The sequence below is a fragment of the Mycobacterium asiaticum genome (assembly GCF_001673315.1).
GTDB lineage: Bacteria > Actinomycetota > Actinomycetes > Mycobacteriales > Mycobacteriaceae > Mycobacterium > Mycobacterium asiaticum_B.
Window position 1 is genome coordinate 1 of record NZ_LZLQ01000066.1, and the last position, 17103, is coordinate 17103.

18 protein-coding genes and 1 tRNA gene are annotated in these 17103 nt (G+C 66.0%); 11 read left to right on the forward strand and 8 right to left on the reverse strand.

Features of this window, described 5'->3' with window-relative positions:
* The coding region (locus A5636_RS10105; RefSeq protein WP_253900561.1) for an acyclic terpene utilization AtuA family protein at nt 1–1384 on the reverse strand (1384 nt) is incomplete at its 3' end.
* A gap of 359 nt (nt 1385–1743) precedes the next feature.
* On the opposite strand from A5636_RS10105, the gene rpmF reads away from it, so the two are divergent.
* The 5 genes from rpmF to A5636_RS10130 all read left to right on the forward strand — a co-directional run bounded on the left by rpmF (nt 1744) and on the right by A5636_RS10130 (nt 6358).
* On the forward strand, nt 1744–1917 hold the full coding sequence (rpmF, locus tag A5636_RS10110) for a 50S ribosomal protein L32 (RefSeq protein ID WP_036364355.1): 174 nt from the start codon (nt 1744–1746) through the stop codon (nt 1915–1917).
* A gap of 54 nt (nt 1918–1971) precedes the next feature.
* Nucleotides 1972–2658: a two-component system response regulator MprA gene (gene mprA, locus A5636_RS10115; protein WP_065158504.1), complete on the forward strand. Its 687-nt coding sequence runs from the start codon at nt 1972–1974 to the stop codon at nt 2656–2658.
* Between the two features lie 80 nt (nt 2659–2738).
* The gene (locus tag A5636_RS10120; RefSeq protein WP_155763742.1) at nt 2739–4196 is read left to right on the forward strand and encodes a HAMP domain-containing sensor histidine kinase; all 1458 of its coding nucleotides are present in this window, start codon (nt 2739–2741) and stop codon (nt 4194–4196) included.
* A gap of 114 nt (nt 4197–4310) precedes the next feature.
* A complete protein-coding gene (locus A5636_RS10125) occupies nt 4311–5813 on the forward strand; it encodes a S1C family serine protease (protein WP_065158505.1) in 1503 nt (500 codons plus the stop codon).
* Complete coding sequence (locus tag A5636_RS10130; RefSeq protein ID WP_065158506.1) at nt 5813–6358, forward strand: MogA/MoaB family molybdenum cofactor biosynthesis protein; 546 nt, start codon at nt 5813–5815, stop codon at nt 6356–6358. Before A5636_RS10125 ends, A5636_RS10130 begins: the two co-directional genes overlap by 1 nt.
* A gap of 9 nt (nt 6359–6367) precedes the next feature.
* Here A5636_RS10130 and mscL read toward each other — a convergent pair whose 3' ends face one another.
* From mscL to A5636_RS10150, 4 genes are all read right to left on the reverse strand, one after another.
* On the reverse strand, nt 6368–6832 hold the full coding sequence (mscL, locus tag A5636_RS10135; RefSeq protein ID WP_065158507.1) for a large-conductance mechanosensitive channel protein MscL: 465 nt from the start codon (nt 6830–6832) through the stop codon (nt 6368–6370).
* 63 nt (nt 6833–6895) lie between these two features.
* A complete protein-coding gene (locus A5636_RS10140) occupies nt 6896–7564 on the reverse strand; it encodes an SAF domain-containing protein (RefSeq protein ID WP_065158508.1) in 669 nt (222 codons plus the stop codon).
* Nucleotides 7565–7672: 108 nt separating this feature from the next.
* Nucleotides 7673–7996 (reverse strand): FmdB family zinc ribbon protein, encoded by a 324-nt coding sequence (locus tag A5636_RS10145; RefSeq protein ID WP_065158509.1) that lies wholly within the window; start codon nt 7994–7996, stop codon nt 7673–7675.
* Between the two features lie 70 nt (nt 7997–8066).
* Entirely contained in the window at nt 8067–8663 is a 597-nt protein-coding gene (locus tag A5636_RS10150) for a 5-formyltetrahydrofolate cyclo-ligase (RefSeq protein ID WP_065158510.1), read from the reverse strand.
* 89 nt (nt 8664–8752) lie between these two features.
* On the opposite strand from A5636_RS10150, the gene A5636_RS10155 reads away from it, so the two are divergent.
* The 5 genes from A5636_RS10155 (at nt 8753) to A5636_RS10175 (ending at nt 13140) form a co-directional block, all read left to right on the forward strand.
* The gene (locus A5636_RS10155) at nt 8753–9700 is read left to right on the forward strand and encodes a UTP--glucose-1-phosphate uridylyltransferase (RefSeq protein WP_065158511.1); all 948 of its coding nucleotides are present in this window, start codon (nt 8753–8755) and stop codon (nt 9698–9700) included.
* 49 nt (nt 9701–9749) lie between these two features.
* Nucleotides 9750–11027 carry a molybdotransferase-like divisome protein Glp gene (gene glp, locus A5636_RS10160; RefSeq protein ID WP_065158512.1) on the forward strand — a complete coding sequence of 426 codons (1278 nt, stop codon included), beginning with the start codon at nt 9750–9752 and terminating at the stop codon, nt 11025–11027.
* 15 nt (nt 11028–11042) lie between these two features.
* Complete coding sequence (locus tag A5636_RS10165; protein ID WP_065158513.1) at nt 11043–11696, forward strand: GNAT family N-acetyltransferase; 654 nt, start codon at nt 11043–11045, stop codon at nt 11694–11696.
* Between the two features lie 185 nt (nt 11697–11881).
* Nucleotides 11882–13018: a divisome protein SepX/GlpR gene (gene sepX / locus A5636_RS10170; protein ID WP_065158514.1), complete on the forward strand. Its 1137-nt coding sequence runs from the start codon at nt 11882–11884 to the stop codon at nt 13016–13018.
* A 49-nt stretch (nt 13019–13067) separates the two neighbouring features.
* Nucleotides 13068–13140 (forward strand) — tRNA-Ala (locus A5636_RS10175).
* Between the two features lie 211 nt (nt 13141–13351).
* Here the strand turns inward: A5636_RS10175 and A5636_RS10180 are convergent.
* From A5636_RS10180 to A5636_RS10190, 3 genes are read right to left on the reverse strand one after another with little or no spacing between them, the layout of a single operon-like run.
* Nucleotides 13352–14797 (reverse strand): cytochrome P450, encoded by a 1446-nt coding sequence (locus A5636_RS10180; protein ID WP_065158515.1) that lies wholly within the window; start codon nt 14795–14797, stop codon nt 13352–13354.
* Nucleotides 14794–15603, reverse strand: a complete 810-nt coding sequence (locus A5636_RS10185) for an SDR family NAD(P)-dependent oxidoreductase (protein WP_065158516.1) — start codon at nt 15601–15603, stop codon at nt 14794–14796. The genes A5636_RS10180 and A5636_RS10185 overlap by 4 nt, the downstream gene beginning before the upstream one ends.
* Nucleotides 15600–16280, reverse strand: coding sequence for a hypothetical protein (locus tag A5636_RS10190; RefSeq protein WP_065158517.1), 681 nt, complete (start codon nt 16278–16280; stop codon nt 15600–15602). Before A5636_RS10190 ends, A5636_RS10185 begins: the two co-directional genes overlap by 4 nt.
* Nucleotides 16281–16389: 109 nt before the next feature.
* Between A5636_RS10190 and A5636_RS26515 the strand changes: the two genes are divergently transcribed.
* Nucleotides 16390–17058 (forward strand): TetR/AcrR family transcriptional regulator, encoded by a 669-nt coding sequence (locus tag A5636_RS26515; RefSeq protein ID WP_065158579.1) that lies wholly within the window; start codon nt 16390–16392, stop codon nt 17056–17058.
* The last annotated feature ends 45 nt before the right edge of the window (nt 17059–17103 follow it).

Sequence of the window (17103 nt, forward strand, 5' to 3'; positions counted from 1 at the left end):
CGCCCCCGCCACCGAAACTTTGGCGTTGGCCTCGGTCGATACCCCGGCACTGCCGGAGCCGTTGCCGGCCGGCCCGACCCGGCGAGCGCCGCTGGGTTTGATCGCCGGGGCGCGCAGCGGCGACAAGGGCGGCTCCGCCAACGTCGGCGTCTGGGTTCGCACCGATGACCAGTGGCGCTGGCTGGCCAACACCCTGACCGTCGCCCGGCGGGGTGGTCGCGGTGAACCCCGGATAGCTTGCCAACGCCAATTCGACTGCCGCACCGGAGAATTTGCGTCCGACGTTGGCGGGATCCGGATCGCGGACCACGCAGCTCAGCAGCGCGCTGGCGGCCTCTTCGGTGTCGGCGTCGGGGTGATCGGTGCGGGCCAACGTCCATTCCAGTTCGGCGGGTTTGACTGTCAGCGTGGCTTCGAGCTGACGGCGAACCAACTCCGCCTTGGCTTCGATGTCCAAACCGGTCAGCACGAACGTCATTGCGTTGCGGAATCCGCCGATGCTGTTCAGCGACACCTTCAGGGTCGGTGGCGGCGGTTCGCCGATCACGCCGCTGATCCGCACCCGGTCGGGTCCGTCCGCCGAGACTTCCACGCTGTCCATCCGGGCGGTGACGTCCGGATTGGCGTAGCGGGCGCCGGTGATTTCGTAGAGGAGCTGCGCGGTGACGGTGTCTACGCTCACCAGGCCGCCGGTCCCCGGGTGCTTGGTGATCACCGACGAGCCGTCGCGGTGGACCTCGGCCAGCGGGAAACCGGCATGGGTCAGATCGGGGATTTCGGTGAAGAAGGAGAAGTTGCCGCCGGTGGCCTGCACCCCGCACTCGATGACATGGCCGGCGACCACGGCTCCGGCCAGCTGGTCGTAATCGCTGCGGCCCCAGCCGAAGTGCGCAGCAGCGGAACCGACGATCACAGAGGCGTCGGTGACGCGGCCTGTGACTACGACGTCGGCTCCGGCGTTGAGGCAGTCCACGATGCCCCACCCGCCCAGGTAGGCGTTGGCCGTCAGCGGGGAACCCAACCCCAGCTCGGCCGCCCGTGGCTGCAGATCGTCGCCTTCGACGTGGGCCACCCGCGCGGGCACGCCCAGCCGTTCGGCCAGCGCGCGCACCGCGCTCGCCAGGCCGGCTGGGTTCAAGCCGCCGGCGTTGACGACGATGCGCACGCCGCGCTCGTGGGCCAGGCCCAGGCATTCTTCGAGCTGGGTCAGGAAGGTCTTGGCATAGCCGCGGTCGGGATTCTTCATCCGGTCGCGGCCCAGGATCAGCATGGTCAACTCGGCCAGGTAGTCACCGGTGAGAAAGTCCACGTCGCCGCCGGTGAGCATTTCGCGCATCGCGGACAGCCGGTCGCCGTAGAAACCGGAGCAGTTCGCGATCCGCACGGCACCAGACTCGGGGGCCAATGCGATCCTCCCTCCCTTGGTTTGGGCGGCCGGCGCAGTCGAGAACCAACCAACCGGTAGGTTAACGGGTATCGCGGCGCTCCCGCCAACCGGATCAGCGTCCCTCCCGCGGCAACATCAGCGTCCCTCCCGCGGCGACACTGACACCGCGCACACGACGCGCCGTAGAGAAGCGTCCTGGATGCAATTTCGGCGCGCCAGCGCCGACCCGACGAGCTCAATTTTGGCGACCAGCAGCTCACCGACTACCCTTGAGGTCAACTGTTGCCGTTCGGCCGCCGAGGTCATGGAGCGCGACACGCCCCGTCCGTAAACCACACGAGGAGTTAGGCCCGACCATGGCCGTACCCAAGCGCAGGATGTCGCGCTCGAATACCCGCAGCCGGCGCTCGCAGTGGAAGGCCACCTCGACCGAGTTGGTCGGCGTCACTGTGGCTGGTCAGAAGCATAAGGTGCCTCGCCGACTGCTCAAAGCCGCGCGCCTCGGCTTGATCGACCTCGACAAACGCTGATCAGCTCGGCGCGCCTCTCAGGCCGCTCTCAGGCCCTAGTACCAAACTAGCTCCGTGCGAATACTTGTCGTCGACGACGATCGCGCGGTGCGCGAGTCGCTGCGCAGGTCACTTTCCTTCAACGGTTATACGGTCGAGTTGGCCCACGACGGGGTCGAGGCACTCGAGTTGATCGCCAGTGACCGGCCAGATGCGCTGGTCCTGGACGTGATGATGCCGCGGCTGGATGGCCTGGAAGTTTGCCGTCAGCTGCGCAGCACCGGAGACGACCTGCCGATCCTGGTGCTCACGGCACGTGACTCGGTCTCTGAGCGCGTCGCCGGCCTGGATGCCGGGGCCGACGACTATCTGCCCAAGCCGTTCGCCCTGGAAGAACTGCTCGCCCGCATGCGGGCGTTGCTGCGGCGCACCAAGCCGGAGGACGCCGCGGAGTCGGTGGCGATGACATTCTCCGACCTGAGCCTGGACCCGGTGACCCGAGAGGTCATCCGCGGGGAACGCCGCATCAGCCTCACCCGCACCGAATTCGCCCTGCTGGAAATGCTGATCGCCAACCCGCGGCGGGTGTTGACTCGCAGCCGCATCCTGGAGGAGGTGTGGGGATTCGACTTCCCGACCTCGGGTAATGCTCTCGAGGTCTACGTCGGCTACCTGCGCCGCAAGACCGAGGCCGACGGCGAGCCGCGGCTGATCCACACCGTGCGCGGGGTGGGTTACGTGCTACGCGAAACGCCGCCTTGATACTTAGGCTCCGCCGTCCTGGCCGGGTGAGGCGCGCACCGCTGCGGGCCACCAGTTCGCTGTCGTTGCGGTGGCGAGTGATGCTGCTGGCCATGTCCATGGTGGCGATGGTGGTGCTGCTGATGTCCTTCGCCGTGTACGCGGTGATCTCCGCCGCTCTTTACAGCGACATCGATAACCAGCTGCAGAGCCGCGCACAGTTGCTGATTGCCAGCGGTTCGCTGGCCGCCGACCCGGGCAAAGCGATCGAGGGCACGGCCTACTCGGACGTCAACGCGATGCTGGTGAACCCGGGCAGATCGATCTACACCGCCAACCAGCCGGGCCAGACGCTGCCGGTCGGGACCCCGGAAAAGGCGGTCATCCGGGGTGAATTGTTCATGTCCCGGCGCACTGCGTCGGATCAGCGGGTGCTCGCGATCCACCTGCCCAGCGGCAGTTCGCTTCTGATCTCCAAGAGTCTGAGACCGACCGAAGCCGTGATGGGCAAACTGCGTTTCGTGCTGCTGATGGTCGGGGGTGTCGGCGTCGCGGTCGCCGCGGTAGCCGGCGGCATGGTCACCCGGGCCGGGCTACGTCCGGTCGGTCGTCTCACCGAAGCGGCCGAGCGGGTTGCCCGCACCGACGACCTGCGACCCATCCCGGTGTTCGGTAGCGACGAATTGGCCAGGCTCACCGAAGCGTTCAATCTGATGCTGCGGGCGCTGGCCGAATCGCGGGAGCGCCAGGCGCGCCTGGTCACCGACGCCGGACACGAACTACGCACCCCACTCACGTCGCTGCGCACCAACGTCGAACTGCTGATGGCCGCGATGGAGCCCGGGGCGCCACGGCTGCCAGAGCAGGAGATGGTGGACCTGCGCGCCGATGTGATAGCCCAGATCGAGGAACTGTCAACGCTGGTAGGCGATTTGGTGGACCTCACCCGGGGCGACGCCGGCCACGCTGTGCACGAGCCGGTAGACATGGCCGAAGTCATCGACCGCAGCCTTGAGCGAGTTCGTCGGCGCCGCAACGACATTCACTTCGACGTCACGATCATTCCCTGGCAGGTATATGGCGACCCGGCCGGGTTATCAAGGGCCGCACTGAATCTCATGGACAATGCGGCCAAGTGGAGTCCGCCGGGCGGCCACGTTGGGGTCGTGCTGCGCCAACTGGATCCGTCGCACGCCGAATTGGTGGTATCCGACCAGGGTCCCGGCATTGCACCGCAGGAGCGACGCCTGGTGTTCGAGCGCTTCTACCGGTCGACGTCGGCGCGGGCGATGCCGGGATCGGGTCTGGGTTTGGCGATCGTCAAACAGGTGGTGCTCAACCACGGCGGATCGCTACGCATCGAGGACACCCACCCGGGCAGGCAACCGCCCGGCACATCGATCTTCGTGCTGTTGCCCGGACGTCCGATGCCCATTCCCGAGTACCCGGCAGAAGCCGACGCAGCAGCGGCGGACAAGCCCGCGAAACGCCCCCGGACAGGCTCGGCGGACGACGCGGATTCACGGGGTTCGACAAACGTTATCTCAGTCGATTCTTAGTCCGCGCGAGCAAGGTGGTTGTGCAGTTAGTGTTGAAGACCAAAGCCATGCAAGCAAGGCATGCGCGAGTCGGCCTTACCGAGCCCACGAAGTAGAGAAGAGCAATCCAGCGTCATGACGAATCACCCGAGGTATTCGCCACCGCCGCAGCAGCCGGGTTATGGCGCTACGCCCAACCAGCCGGTGCCTCCTGCCTATGCCCAGGGGCAGCACAGCTACAACCAGCAGTTCGACTGGCGCTATCAGCCGTCGCAACCGCAATATCGGTCTTCCTACGATCCGCTCAGCGGCACCGGTGCCGGTCCTATACCGGGCCACACCGGTGCGGGTCCGATACCGGGCCACACCGGTGCGGGTCCGATACCGGGCCACACGGGTTCAGGTCCGATATCGCGTAACACCGGGGTGGGCCCGATACCCGGCGGTAGCGGTGTGCACCCCATCCCGCCGGGTACCGGTCCGGGCCCGATCCCTGGGATGATGCCGCCGATGGGGCGGCCGCCCCGGCGACGCCGCTCAGGCGGGCTGATCTTCGGCGCGCTGGCCATCGCGGTGGTGTCCGCCGGTATCGGCGGTGCGGCGGCGACAGTGGTGGAACTGGGACACCAGACCGGCGGCAGCCACGACACGACGGCCGCGTCAGGCGGTGCCCCCAGCGTTCCGGCTGCGAACATGCCGCCCGGCTCGGTCGAACAGGTAGCGGCCAAGGTGGTGCCCAGCGTCGTCATGTTGGAGACCGATCTCGGACGCCAATCCGAGGAGGGCTCGGGTGTGATCCTGTCGGCTGACGGGCTGATCCTGACCAACAACCATGTCGTCGCGGCCGCCGCGAAGCCGCCCCCGGGGAGTCCGCCGCCGAAAACGACGGTGACCTTCTCCGACGGTCGCACCGCCACGTTCTCGGTGGTCGGCACCGACCCGACCAGCGATATCGCGGTCATCCGGGTGCAGGGGTCCTCCGGTCTGACGCCCATCGCCATGGGTTCGTCGGCCGGCCTGCGCGTCGGGCAGCCAGTGTTGGCCATCGGGTCCCCGCTGGGCTTGGCGGGCACGGTGACCACCGGAATCGTCAGCGCGCTCAACCGGCCGGTGTCGACCACCGGTGAGTCCGGGAACCAGAACACCGTGCTGGACGCGATTCAGACCGACGCCGCGATCAACCCCGGTAATTCCGGTGGTGCGCTGGTGAACATGAACGGCCAGCTGATCGGGATCAACTCGGCGATCGCCACGCTGGGTGCGGACTCCGGGGACGCGCAGAGCGGGTCCATCGGTCTGGGCTTCGCCATCCCAGTCGACCAGGCCAAACGCATCGCCGATGAGCTGATCAGCACTGGCAAGGCGTCCCACGCGTCGCTCGGCGTGCAGGTGACCACCGACAAGGGAGTCCCGGGTGCCAAGGTGATGGAGGTAGTCGGCAATGGTGCGGCAGCCAATGCCGGGGTACCGAAAGGGGTCGTCGTCACCAAGGTCGATGAGCGGACGATCAACAGCGCGGATGCGTTGGTTGCTGCCGTGCGTTCTAAAGCACCGGGAGACAGAGTGACGCTGACTTATCAGGATCCCGCGGGCGGCACCCGCACGGCGCAGGTGACGCTTGGGAAGGCGGAGCAGTGATGAATGCGGAGGGTCAGTTGTCTGACCTCGGATATACGGTGGCACCCATGGAGCAGGGTGCGGAGTTGGTGGTGGGCCGGGCACTTGTTGTCGTTGTCGACGACCGCACCGCGCACGGCGACGAGGACCACAGCGGACCGCTGGTCACCGAGTTGCTCACCGAGGCGGGTTTCGTGGTGGACGGCGTTGTCGCGGTCGAGGCCGACGAGGTCGAGATCCGAAATGCGTTGAACACCGCGGTGATCGGCGGGGTCGACCTGGTGGTGTCGGTCGGTGGCACCGGTGTCACGCCACGAGACGTTGCCCCCGAGGCCACCCGCGACATCCTCGACCGGGAGATCCTGGGGATCGCAGAGGCCATCCGCGGCTCCGGACTGTCCGCGGGCATCACCGATGCCGGGCTGTCGCGAGGTCTGGCCGGTGTTTCCGGCAGCACGCTGGTGGTCAACCTCGCTGGTTCGCGCTACGCCGTGCGGGACGGGATGGCGACGCTCAATCCGCTGGCGGCCTACATCATCGGGCAGTTGTCCAGCTTGGAGATCTGAGGCCGGTTTTCAGCTGTCCGCGCGAGGTCCGTAACTCGGTGGCGGCGTCAACGGGGGTGCTTCGTGGGCGCCGCCGTGTTTGCCGGACGACGAGTCGCCGTTGGTCTGGGCGAGTAGGTCGCGGATCTCCTCGAGCAGCACCACCTGCGCGTCGTCGGCCTGCTCGACTTCACCTTGCTTGCGCAGTCTGCTGTAGGGCAGCACGACCAGGAAGTACACCACCGCGGCGACCAGAATGAAGTTGATCGCCGCCGAGAGCACCGTGTTCAGGTCGATGTACTGATTGCCGGTGATGTGGATTTTCAGGATCCCGACCTGTGACGTCTGGCCGACGCCGATCGAGCTCACCAGCGGTTTGATGACGTTGTCGGTGAATGCGGTGACCAGCGCAGTGAACGCGGTACCGATCACCACCGCAGTCGACAGGTCAACGATGTTGCCCCGCGAGAGAAACTCCTTGAACCCTTTGAGCATGAGATCCCTTTCTGGACTTGACCGAGTTTGCTGTCGATCACGTGTCCAGCGGCGGATAACTGCTCAATGCAGGGTCAACGTCACCGCTTGGCCCAGCGCCGAGCCCGCCACCGCGTTCGCCACGCGAGCCGGCAGCGCAACCAACACTACGCGGTCGCCCTCGTTCGACTGGAGTTTCGCTCTTGCCGACACGAGCACCACGACCGCGTCGACGGCGATCACTTTGCTCACCGCCGACGCGCCCGGCTGGGATTCGCCGGCCGGTGTGGCCAGCACGTCGACCACATCACCCACCCTGACCAGGTCGACCAATGCGCCGTCGGTCAGATGCAACGGCACGATCCGGGCACCGGGACCCGCCGTCGACTCGGCCAGTCGACTGCCCAACAGCCGGACATCGGTCAACACCTCGCCGCGGCGTGCCGGGCCCGCCAGGGTTGAACCGAGCACCGCCTGCAGGTCCGCTCGGAAGCCATCGGGAACCGTCGCGGTCAGACGTCTTTCGGTGCGCACATCATCGGCGGTGAGCGCAGTGCCCGGGCCGAGGTCGCGGGCGGCCACCAGCACGTCGACGCGGTCCCCGTCCGGGTTGGACCGCAGCGCGGCGATGCCGGCCAGGACGACGAGCCCGCCCGCCGCCACCCGTCGGGCCAGTACCGTTCGGGTCCAGTCCGGTCGGCAGACCGAGCTGATGCGGCTGAGCAGAGTCGGATTGAGAGATGGTTCCCGCACGCGGTCACCGTAGGCGCAGCGCGCCGCCGATTGTTGCGGGCCGAAGCGGGTTTGTGGATAACCGCTAGTTGGAGGCTAACTGGATGCTAGGTGGGGGCTAACGGGATGCTAGGTGGATGCGGCGGCCGGGGAGGCGGCTTTCTCGGTTTTCGCGCTCGACTCCGACGCTTTGCTCTCGCTCGAGTTGGAGCTTGAGCTTGAGCTGGATTCGCTGGAAGAGGAGCCGCCTGCCGAACTGGTCTCCTTCTTGCCGGACTCGCGACTGTCGGTGCGGTAGAAACCGCTGCCCTTGAACACGACTCCGACGGAATTGAAGAGCTTGCGCAGCCGGCCGGAGCACTGCTCACAGGTGGTCAGCGCGTCGTCGGTGAAGGCCTGCACCTTGTCGAAGCGGTGGCCGCACTCGGTGCACGCGTAGCTGTACGTCGGCACAAAAACCTCCGGATGGTCATGAAGTCTGTTAGCACTCTACCGTCTTAAGTGCTAGAACCGCCACGTCATGTCACTCATTCCCCAACGGGAGCGTGATTAACCCTCGTCCCGGGGTGAGTGCGTGGGTCATCGGCACATCGTGTGGCTCGCACGGCAATTCGTCGACCAGTTCGTCATCGCGCACCACCACGACCAGACGGGCCCGCGGATCCCGAGCCGGCAGTGAGCGGTCGTAGAAACCACGGCCGCGGCCCAGGCGCACCCCGCGGCGGTCTACCGCCAAGGCGGGCAGCAGCACCAGAGCGGCCTCGGCCAGAGCGTTTTCGGGCAGCCACGGCTGCGCCGGCTCCAAGAGACCCCAGCGCGCGGTGACGAGCCCACCGGGCCGGTACACGCCCCATTGCAACGGCAACGGCGTGTCGTCGGCACGGGTTCGCGCGATCGGCAACAGCACCCTGTCCGCCCGCCGCAGCAACGCGTCGAGCATGTCCAGCGAGCCGGGCTCCGAGCCCACCGGCACGTACGCGCAGACTGTGCCGGCACGGTCTACGACCTGCTCCAGGTGGTTGACGAGCTTCTCGGCTTCCGCGACGCGCACGTCGTCGGACACGCGACGCCGAGCGGCGGTCAGCCGTTGCCGCAACGCGGCCTTGCTCGCGGTGCCCACGGTTCAACGATGACAGACCCCGAAGCGGGCTGGGCGTTTCCGCCGTCAAACAATGGCTACCCAGCTGACGAAGGATATGGTGTGAATCGATGTCAACCCTGTCAACCCCGTCAACCCCCTCAACCCCCTCAACTTCGCGAGTTGCGGTCCCGTTCACGGCGATCGTGCCCGCTGCGGGGCTAGGCACACGGTTTCTGCCCGCCACCAAGACCGTGCCGAAAGAATTGCTGCCCGTCGTCGACACCCCCGGTATCGAGTTGGTCGCCGCCGAGGCCGCCGAAGCCGGCGCCGAGCGACTGGTGATCATCACGTCCGAGGGCAAGGACGGCGTCGTGGCGCACTTCGTCGAGGATCTGGTGCTGGAGGGCACGCTCGAGGCCCGCGGCAAGAAAGCCATGCTGGCCAAGGTCCGCCGCGCGCCGGCGTTGATCAAGGTCGAGTCCGTCGTGCAGGCCGAACCGCTCGGATTGGGGCATGCGATCAGCTGCGTGGAGCCCACCCTGGCCCCGGACGAAACCGCTGTGATGGTGCTGCTGCCCGACGATCTGGTGCAGCCGACCGGCGTACTGGAGACGATGGCGCAGGTCCGGGCCCAGCATGGCGGCACCGTGTTGTGTGCCATCGAGGTGACACCGGAAGAGATCAGTGCCTACGGCGTTTTCGACGTCGAACCGGTTCCCGGTAGCGACACCGAAGATGTGCTGCGGGTCAAGGGCATGGTGGAAAAGCCCAAGGCCGAGGACGCCCCGTCGCTGTATGCCGCAGCCGGTCGTTACGTGCTGGACCGCGCCATTTTCGACGCATTGCGCCGTATCGACCGGGGTGCGGGCGGCGAAGTTCAGCTCACCGATGCCGTTGCACTACTGATCTCCGAGGGCCATCCGGTCCATGTCGTGGTGCACCGCGGATCCCGACACGACTTGGGAAATCCCGGCGGGTACCTCAAGGCTGCGGTTGACTTTGCATTGGATCGTGACGACTACGGCCCGGAATTGCGGCGGTGGTTGGTGGCGCGATTGGGTCTGTCCGAACAGTAGCCGGGACGCCGGTGCTCGGGTCGCGGCCCGCACGGCAGGAAGGCGCACGGTGCGTTCTGTAGAGGAGCAACAGGCACGGATATCGGCCGCCGCGGTCGCCCCGAGGCCGATCAAGGTCGCCATTGCCGAGGCGCAGGGACTGTTGTGCGCCGAGGAGGTCGTGACCGAACGTCCGCTACCCGGCTTCGATCAGGCCGCCATCGACGGCTACGCAGTGCGCAGCGTCGACGTGCTGGGCGTGGGCGATACCGGAACGCTCGAAGCCGTCGCAGACGACGGGGGCGTGGAAGGTCGCGACGGGGTGACCCTGCCGGTGATGGGAACCATCGAGGCCGGTGCGCGCACACCCAGCAGATTGCAGCCGCGTCAGGCAGCCCGGGTGCAGACGGGCGCGCCGCTGCCCACCTTGGCCGACGCGGTGCTGCCGCTGCGCTGGACCGACGGCGGGATGAATCGGGTCCGGATTCTGCGCGGAGCACCGTCGGGTGCATATGTACGACGTGCCGGCGACGACGTGCAGCCGGGCGACGTGGCGGTGCGGTCCGGGACGATCATCGGCGCCGCACAGGTGGGGCTATTGGCCGCGGTCGGCCGCGAACGGGTGTTGGTGCATCCGCGCCCGCGGGTGTCGGTGATGGCCGTCGGCGGCGAGTTGGTCGACATATCCCGCAGCCCGGGCAACGGCCAGGTCTACGACGTCAACTCCTATGCCCTGGCGGCGGCAGCCCGCGATGCCGGTGCCGAGGTGAACCGCGTCGGCATCGTCAGCAACAACCCCAACGAGCTAGGGGAGATCGTCGAGGGCCAGCTCAACCGGGCCGAGGTGCTGGTGATCGCGGGCGGTGTCGGCGGCGCGGCGGCCGAGGCCGTGCGCGCGGTGCTGTCCGAGCTGGGCGACATGGAGGTGGTGCGGGTCGCCATGCATCCGGGTTCGGTGCAGGGCTTCGGGCAACTCGGCCGCGACGGCGTACCGACGTTTCTGCTGCCGGCCAATCCCGTCAGCGCCCTGGTGGTCTTCGAGGTGATGGTCCGGCCGCTGATCCGGCTTTCGCTGGGCAAGCGGCATCCGATGCGCCGGATCGTCCAGGCCCGCACGCTGTCGCCGATCACCTCGGTGGCCGGGCGCAAGGGCTACCTGCGCGGTCAGCTGATGCGGGACCAGGAGAGCGGCGAATATCTGGTGCAGGCGTTGGGCGGCGCGCCAGGGTCGTCGCATCTGCTGGCGACCCTCGCCGAGGCGAACTGTCTGGTCGTGGTTCCCAGTGGCGCCGAGCAGATTCGCACGGGGGAGATCGTCGACGTCGCCTTCCTGGCTCAGCATGGCTGAGCCCGTTTCGGTCTCGTGAGCCTGTTGCGGTCCACTTCGCGCCATCCTGGCTGGCCGACGAGCGTGGGGCCGTTGCGCGTCGACGCGGGGGTGATCCGGTTGCGGCCGGTGCGGATGCGCGACGGGGCCGTGTGGAGCCGAATCCGGACGGCCGACCGGGCGTTTCTGGAGCCTTGGGAACCCACCGTCGACGGTGACTGGACGACGCGGCACTCGGCGGCGGCGTGGCCCGCGGTCTGTTCGGGACTGCGCGCCGAGGCGCGCAAGGGTCGGATGCTGCCGTATGTGATCGAACTGGATGGCTATTTCTGCGGGCAGTTGACCATCGGCAACGTCACGCACGGGGCGTTGCGCTCGGCATGGATCGGTTACTGGGTGTTCAGCGAGTGCAACGGCGGCGGGGTGGCCACGGGCGCCGTTGCCCTCGGGGTGGACCACTGCTTTGGGCCGGTGATGTTGCACCGCGTGGAGGCCACGGTGCGGCCGGAGAATGCCGCCAGTCGCAAAGTGCTGGCCAAGGCCGGATTCCGCGAGGAGGGACTGCTGCGGCGTTACCTCGAAGTGGACCGGGGCTGGCGGGACCACCTGCTGCTCGGTCTGACCGTGGAAGAGGTCTATGGATCGGTGACTTCGTCACTGGTTCGCGCTGGACGCGCCAGCTGGGTCTGATAGCGGCGCGAGGCGCGCCTTCTTGAGGAAACCGAAATAAAAGTGTGGCTAACGTGACATGTGTGGCGTGTGATGCTTGGAAAAGCGAAATTACAGGTGTGTAATTGCCCTGGTCGCAGTGACCGGGCCCGCACTGGCCAATGATGGGGCCTCGCGGGGAGCGGAACCGAAGAGAGCAGGTCATCATGCCAAGCATCCCGCAGTCGTTGTTGTGGATCTCGCTCGTGGTGCTGTGGCTGTTCGTGCTGGTGCCGATGCTGATCAGCAAGCGCGACGCGGTCCGGCGCACCAGCGACGTGGCCCTGGCAACCCGAGTGCTCAACGGCGGCGCAAGCTCCCGTCTCCTGAAACGCTCTGGCCCCGCGGCCGGGCATCGCAGCGACCCGGACTGGAAGCCGCAGGACGAGTGGGAAACCGAGCCGATCGACGGGCCGTTCGCCGACGCCGATCGGCAACACGACGAGGACATGCCGGTACTCGAGGACGAAGACACCGGCGTGGTGATGCGGCGCCGGTCGGTGGTGACCGCAATGGCCAAGGTGGACAAGCGCGTTGACGTCGAGGAGCCTGACTACCTCGACGTGGATGTGGTGGACGAGAACGCCGCCGCCCTACCCGTCGGAGCCACTGCGCAAGTGGAGGAGCCCGAGGCGCGCGGTGCCGAGGTGGCTGCGGCTGAGGAAGTCGAGGCCGTAGCCGACGCTGCAGGCGACGAACTCAACCCTCAAGATGAACTCGGCGCCCACGATGAACTCGGCGACGAACTCGGTGATGACGAGTACGAATATGTCGAGGACTCATCGGGTTTGGAGCCCGAGGGCGACCTGGACGACGCCGACCTGGACGAGCACGATGCGCCACCGGCCTACGCGGCAGGCGTCAACCGGCGGCGTCGGTACGACACCAAGACCGCCGCGGCGGTCAGCGCGCGCAAGTACGCCTTCCGCAAGAAGGTGTTGGTGGTGATGGCGGTGGTCTTGGTCGGTTCGGCCATCATGGCCTTCGAAGCGACACCACAAGCCTGGTGGCTGTGCGGCACCGCGACCACCATCACCTTGTTCTACCTGTTCTACCTGCGCCGGCAGACGCGAATCGAGGAGAAGGTGCGTCGTCGCCGGACGCAGCGGATGGCGCGGGCACGGGCGGGCGTGGAGAACACCGAGGACCGCGAATACGACCTGGTCCCGTCGCGGCTGCGGCGCCCGGGTGCGGTGGTGCTGGAGATCGACGATGAGGACCCGATCTTCGAGCACCTGGAGTATGCGGCGTCCATGCGCCAGTACGGCTGGCCGCGGGACCTGCCGCGCGCCGTCGGACAGTAGTGCTCGGTTCGGCCCGCGGGGGCGGTGCCTGGTAGCCTGCTACCGATCAGGGGCTATGGCGCAGTTGGTAGCGCGACTCGTTCGCATCGAGTAGGTCGGGAGTTCGAATCTCCCTAGCTCCACAGAGTTTGCTCAGGTCAGGCCGTATGTCTCGGCCAGGGAACCTCGCCCTCCGCAATGTCCGCCAGAACTTGGATAGCGCCGTTCACTCGGTTCGCGGCCTCGTCGAGGTTGCGACGCCAGCGCGACAACCTGTCCTGACTGAGGCAGCCACGGACAGCATGCCGGCGCTTTGGCGCAGCACTCCGAATGCGCTCTCGATGATCGGCCGAGCTATTTCGCGCCGCGCGTTCGTAGTGTGATTGGTAGATGATCGGCCGGTGTCGGCCCGGTGCCCCAGGTCAATGGGAGTCGGTAGTCGTCGGGCACTGTCCATTCGAAGCGTCTCAGCATTTGGTGCATGGTGGCTTTGACGGCCATGTCGGCGAACTGCTGGCCGATGCACTTGTGTGCGCCTCCACCAAAGGGTGCGAACACGTAGCGACTGACCGCGGCCCGCGATTCGGGGCTGCTGACAAAGCGCGCTGGGTCAAACGTGTCGGGGTTAGGCCACCAGTCTCCCAACCGCATGGAGGCATAGACGTTGATAGCTATTTGAGTCTTGGCAGGGACGAAGTGCTCGAGAATGTCTGTGTCGCGGACCGTTTGGCGAAATAGGGTGCCCGCTGGCGCATACATCCGAAGTATTTCTTTGAATGCGGCGTCAAGCAGGGGGTACGTATCCAGGTCGAGGACGGTGGGGTTGTCGTTGGGCTGGCTTATGGCTTCGTCGCGAAGGGCGTTTCGCCACTGTGGGTTTCGGCCCAGCTCGTAGGTGAGCATGGACAGGGCGATGGCGGTGGTGTCGTGGGCTGCCATCAGCAAGAAGATCATGTGGTTGACGATGTCGTCGTGGGTAAACCGGGCCCCCTCATCGTCTTCGCTGCGGCACAGCATGGAGAATAAATCGTTTCCGTCGCCGCGCTGGCGTTGGGGAACTTGTTGGGAGAAGTAGCGTTCGAGTCGTTCACGCGCGCGGAGACCTCTAGCCCAGACGCCGCCGGGAATGTCCGCCCGCAAGAGGGCTTGCCCTCCCCGGACCGTGTCGTGAAAGTCCGCCAACAGTTGGTCCGATTCCGGGCCGAGCCTGGTACCAACGAATACTTCGGCCGCTTGTTGAAGCAGCAGATGCTTGATGGATGGATAGAAGGGGAAGCGCGAAGTCGACGGCCACATGCGCAGCGTCCGGTCAATGCCGGGCAGCATCAAGGCAAGGTAGCCATCGAGCGCACTTCGGGTGAAAGCCTGCTGCATGATCCGGCGGTGATCGCGATGCTCTTCAAAGTCCAGCAACATGAGTCCGCGGTGAAAGAAGGGTCCGATGACGGGTGCCCACCCACGTGTGCTGGAAAAGACTTTGTCTTTGTTGATCCACGCGGTCTCCAATGCTTCGGGTCCCAGGAGTGCCACGACGCGGAATCCAACGCCGCCTGCCCACGAGACTGGGCCGTATCGCTCGTATCTGCGTCGCGCGAAGTCCAACGGTTCGGCGAGCGAACTGAAGATATGGCCGATGAACGGGAAGCCGTAGTCACCCCTAACCGGTTTGAGATTCGAGCCAGGAGGTGGCGCCGCGAGAGGTCCCTCAGCGCTAGGGAATTTCGAACTAACAGCGGCCGCGAGGGTTTGGAGGCGATGCTTGTTCACGGGCGTGGCGAGTTGCATGACCGATGTCGTCATCGACCAATCCGATCGAGGTAGTCGCGGCGTCGACGTTCATCGAAGTAGCCGGGCGGCTCGTTGCGGGTGGCGAGTCGTTTGATTCGCTGCATCAGTGGTTCGGGTGTGACTTCCTCCACGACACCGAATGGTGATAGCCACCGTGGCACCGTCACTTCGCGTCCGGGTCGACGCGCGCTGTCCGCGATGGCCGCGGCTATCTGCTCGGGTTGGCGAGTGGGTAGCAGGGTTAAGTTCACTCCCGCGGTCAACTCGGTATGGACAGCGGTCGGCATGATCGTGGTGATCGTGACGTTGGTGGACGCGATTTCGGCGCGCACGGCTCGCGATAGCGCGGCTACCGCATATTTCGTCGCGCAATACACCGAAATGCCGGGCGTAGTCACTTTGGCGGCCATCGAAGCAACGTTGACGATGTGTCCCTGGTTGCGGGCAAGCATGTCTGGCAGGAATTGATGCATTCCGTTGATGACGCCGCCAAGGTTCACTGCCATCTCTCGGTGATAGTTGGAGAGCTTCTGGTCGACGAATGGCCCCATGTATTGGATGCCGGCGTTGTTGACCAGCATCGCCACCGGGCCGTCCGCCGTGGCCGCGCGGTGAAATGCCGCCACACTGCACTCGTCAGTCACGTCCAGATGTATTGCCTTCGCGCCGATTTCGCGGGCCGTGCGAGCGGCCGCGTCCGCGTCCAAGTCTCCGATCCATACGGTCGCGCCCCGTTGCCTTAGGGCCGAGGCGGTGGCTCGTCCGATTCCGCGCGCGCCCCCGGTGACGCACGCGACGGCTCCGTTGAGGTCGATCATTGACCCGAGGTTTCATCAGTGAACTCCCGCAAGGCAAAGTAAGCGATCAGGCGAATCTCGCGGTTGTGCATGGTCAACAGGGCGCGCCCAAGGTAGAGGCCGGGCAGGAGTTCAACCACTTCGTCGCGGGTCCGCTTGATGGGGAACGTCCGAAGGCTGGGATTGCGGTATTCATCCGGGCCGTAGTTCAAGGCGCGAACTTTGTTGAATGGCGCGATGGCGGCGGTATCGATGCGGTGACTGAATTTGAATCCGACCATTTCGGGTCCAACGCGGCGCAGCCCGCCGTACCGCGGCGCGATGACTCGCATCGCGTACTTCGCCAGCGGCGCGAGTCGGTTGAAGCCGGTGTCGGCGTCGAATGTCTTGCCGCGCCACGTCGGATTGATCTTCAACAAGGGGTTGGCCAGGTATGCCTCCGGTATGCCGAACAGATCGCCGACGATCAATCCTTCCAGTGCTCCGCGCGGTCCCTCAGGTGCGTCTCCGCGTGCGAACAGCAAAGCGAGTTGGTCGCGTCGGCCCGCTTTGCCGAGTTCCTGTAAGTAGTTCCAGCCTTGCTGGCGCGCCAAGACGGGCGAGGTTAACGACAACGCCCGTAGGTCGTTCAACACCGACGTGTCAGCCGCGCCTTTCGTCTGGTTGTTGGACCGGGCATTCTTGGCCACCGTCGTCATGCGTCCTCCTGCGTCAATCTGGTACGAAATCGTGCCTAATATCTGGTACGAAACCGTGCCAGAATGCTTCGGTGATGTCAATGAGCAACGGAGTGGGGTCGCCGGCCGAATGCGAGATCTAGCGGCGCCCGACGCGCCACAGCGTCCCTACGGAGGGCAATCGGCCGAGGCTCGCCGACGGCAGCGGCGGGAGCGCCTCTTGGACGCCGCCATGGACGCTATGGCAAGCAACGAATGGCGTAGTGCGACAGTCGATAAACTCTGCGCCGCAGCCAATCTGAACAAACGCTACTTCTACGAAAGCTTCGACGACCTGGACAGCCTGTCGGCCGCAGTTGTCGACGACATCGCCGAGGACGTTCGCGCCGCGACCGTATCAGCGGCAGGTGCGGCAGCGCAGGAGCCGTTGGAGGTACAAGCGTTCGCAGGCGTTGCCGCGACCGTGCGGGCACTGGTCGACGATCCTCGCCGTGCCCGCGTCCTCCTGGGGGGCGTCGCCGCCTCGCCGGAATTGGACGCTCACCGCGCTGCAGTGATGCACCGGCTTACAGAGGTGCTGATAGATCATGGCCGCACAGTGCATGGCGTCGAACTCGAAGTCGATCCGATGGCAAAGGTCGCACCGGCGTTCATCGTCGGCGGAACCGCGGACGCCATTCTGGCCTTCATCAACGGCGAAGTCGGCTTGTCGCTCGACGATTTCATCGCACAACTTGCGACCCTCTGGCTCATCACCGGAAACGGTGCGGCGCACGTCGCCCGTGCGCGACTGAGCTAAAACACGTAGGCGAACGTCAAACTCGTAATGAACTCGACGCCCCGC

Bases quoted from the DNA above. Each gene is read 5' to 3' on its own strand.
- rpmF (WP_036364355.1), top strand. From the start codon at position 1,744: ATGGCCGTACCCAAGCGCAGGATGTCGCGCTCGAATACCCGCAGCCGG.
- A5636_RS10120 (WP_155763742.1), top strand. From the start codon at position 2,739: ATGCTGCTGGCCATGTCCATGGTGGCGATGGTGGTGCTGCTGATGTCC.
- A5636_RS10125 (WP_065158505.1), top strand. From the start codon at position 4,311: ATGACGAATCACCCGAGGTATTCGCCACCGCCGCAGCAGCCGGGTTAT.
- A5636_RS10130 (WP_065158506.1), top strand. From the start codon at position 5,813: ATGAATGCGGAGGGTCAGTTGTCTGACCTCGGATATACGGTGGCACCC.
- mscL (WP_065158507.1), bottom strand. From the start codon at position 6,832: ATGCTCAAAGGGTTCAAGGAGTTTCTCTCGCGGGGCAACATCGTTGAC.
- A5636_RS10155 (WP_065158511.1), top strand. From the start codon at position 8,753: ATGTCAACCCTGTCAACCCCGTCAACCCCCTCAACCCCCTCAACTTCG.
- sepX (WP_065158514.1), top strand. From the start codon at position 11,882: ATGCCAAGCATCCCGCAGTCGTTGTTGTGGATCTCGCTCGTGGTGCTG.
- A5636_RS10180 (WP_065158515.1), bottom strand. From the start codon at position 14,797: ATGACGACATCGGTCATGCAACTCGCCACGCCCGTGAACAAGCATCGC.
- A5636_RS10185 (WP_065158516.1), bottom strand. From the start codon at position 15,603: ATGATCGACCTCAACGGAGCCGTCGCGTGCGTCACCGGGGGCGCGCGC.
- A5636_RS10190 (WP_065158517.1), bottom strand. From the start codon at position 16,280: ATGACGACGGTGGCCAAGAATGCCCGGTCCAACAACCAGACGAAAGGC.
- A5636_RS26515 (WP_065158579.1), top strand. From the start codon at position 16,390: ATGCGAGATCTAGCGGCGCCCGACGCGCCACAGCGTCCCTACGGAGGG.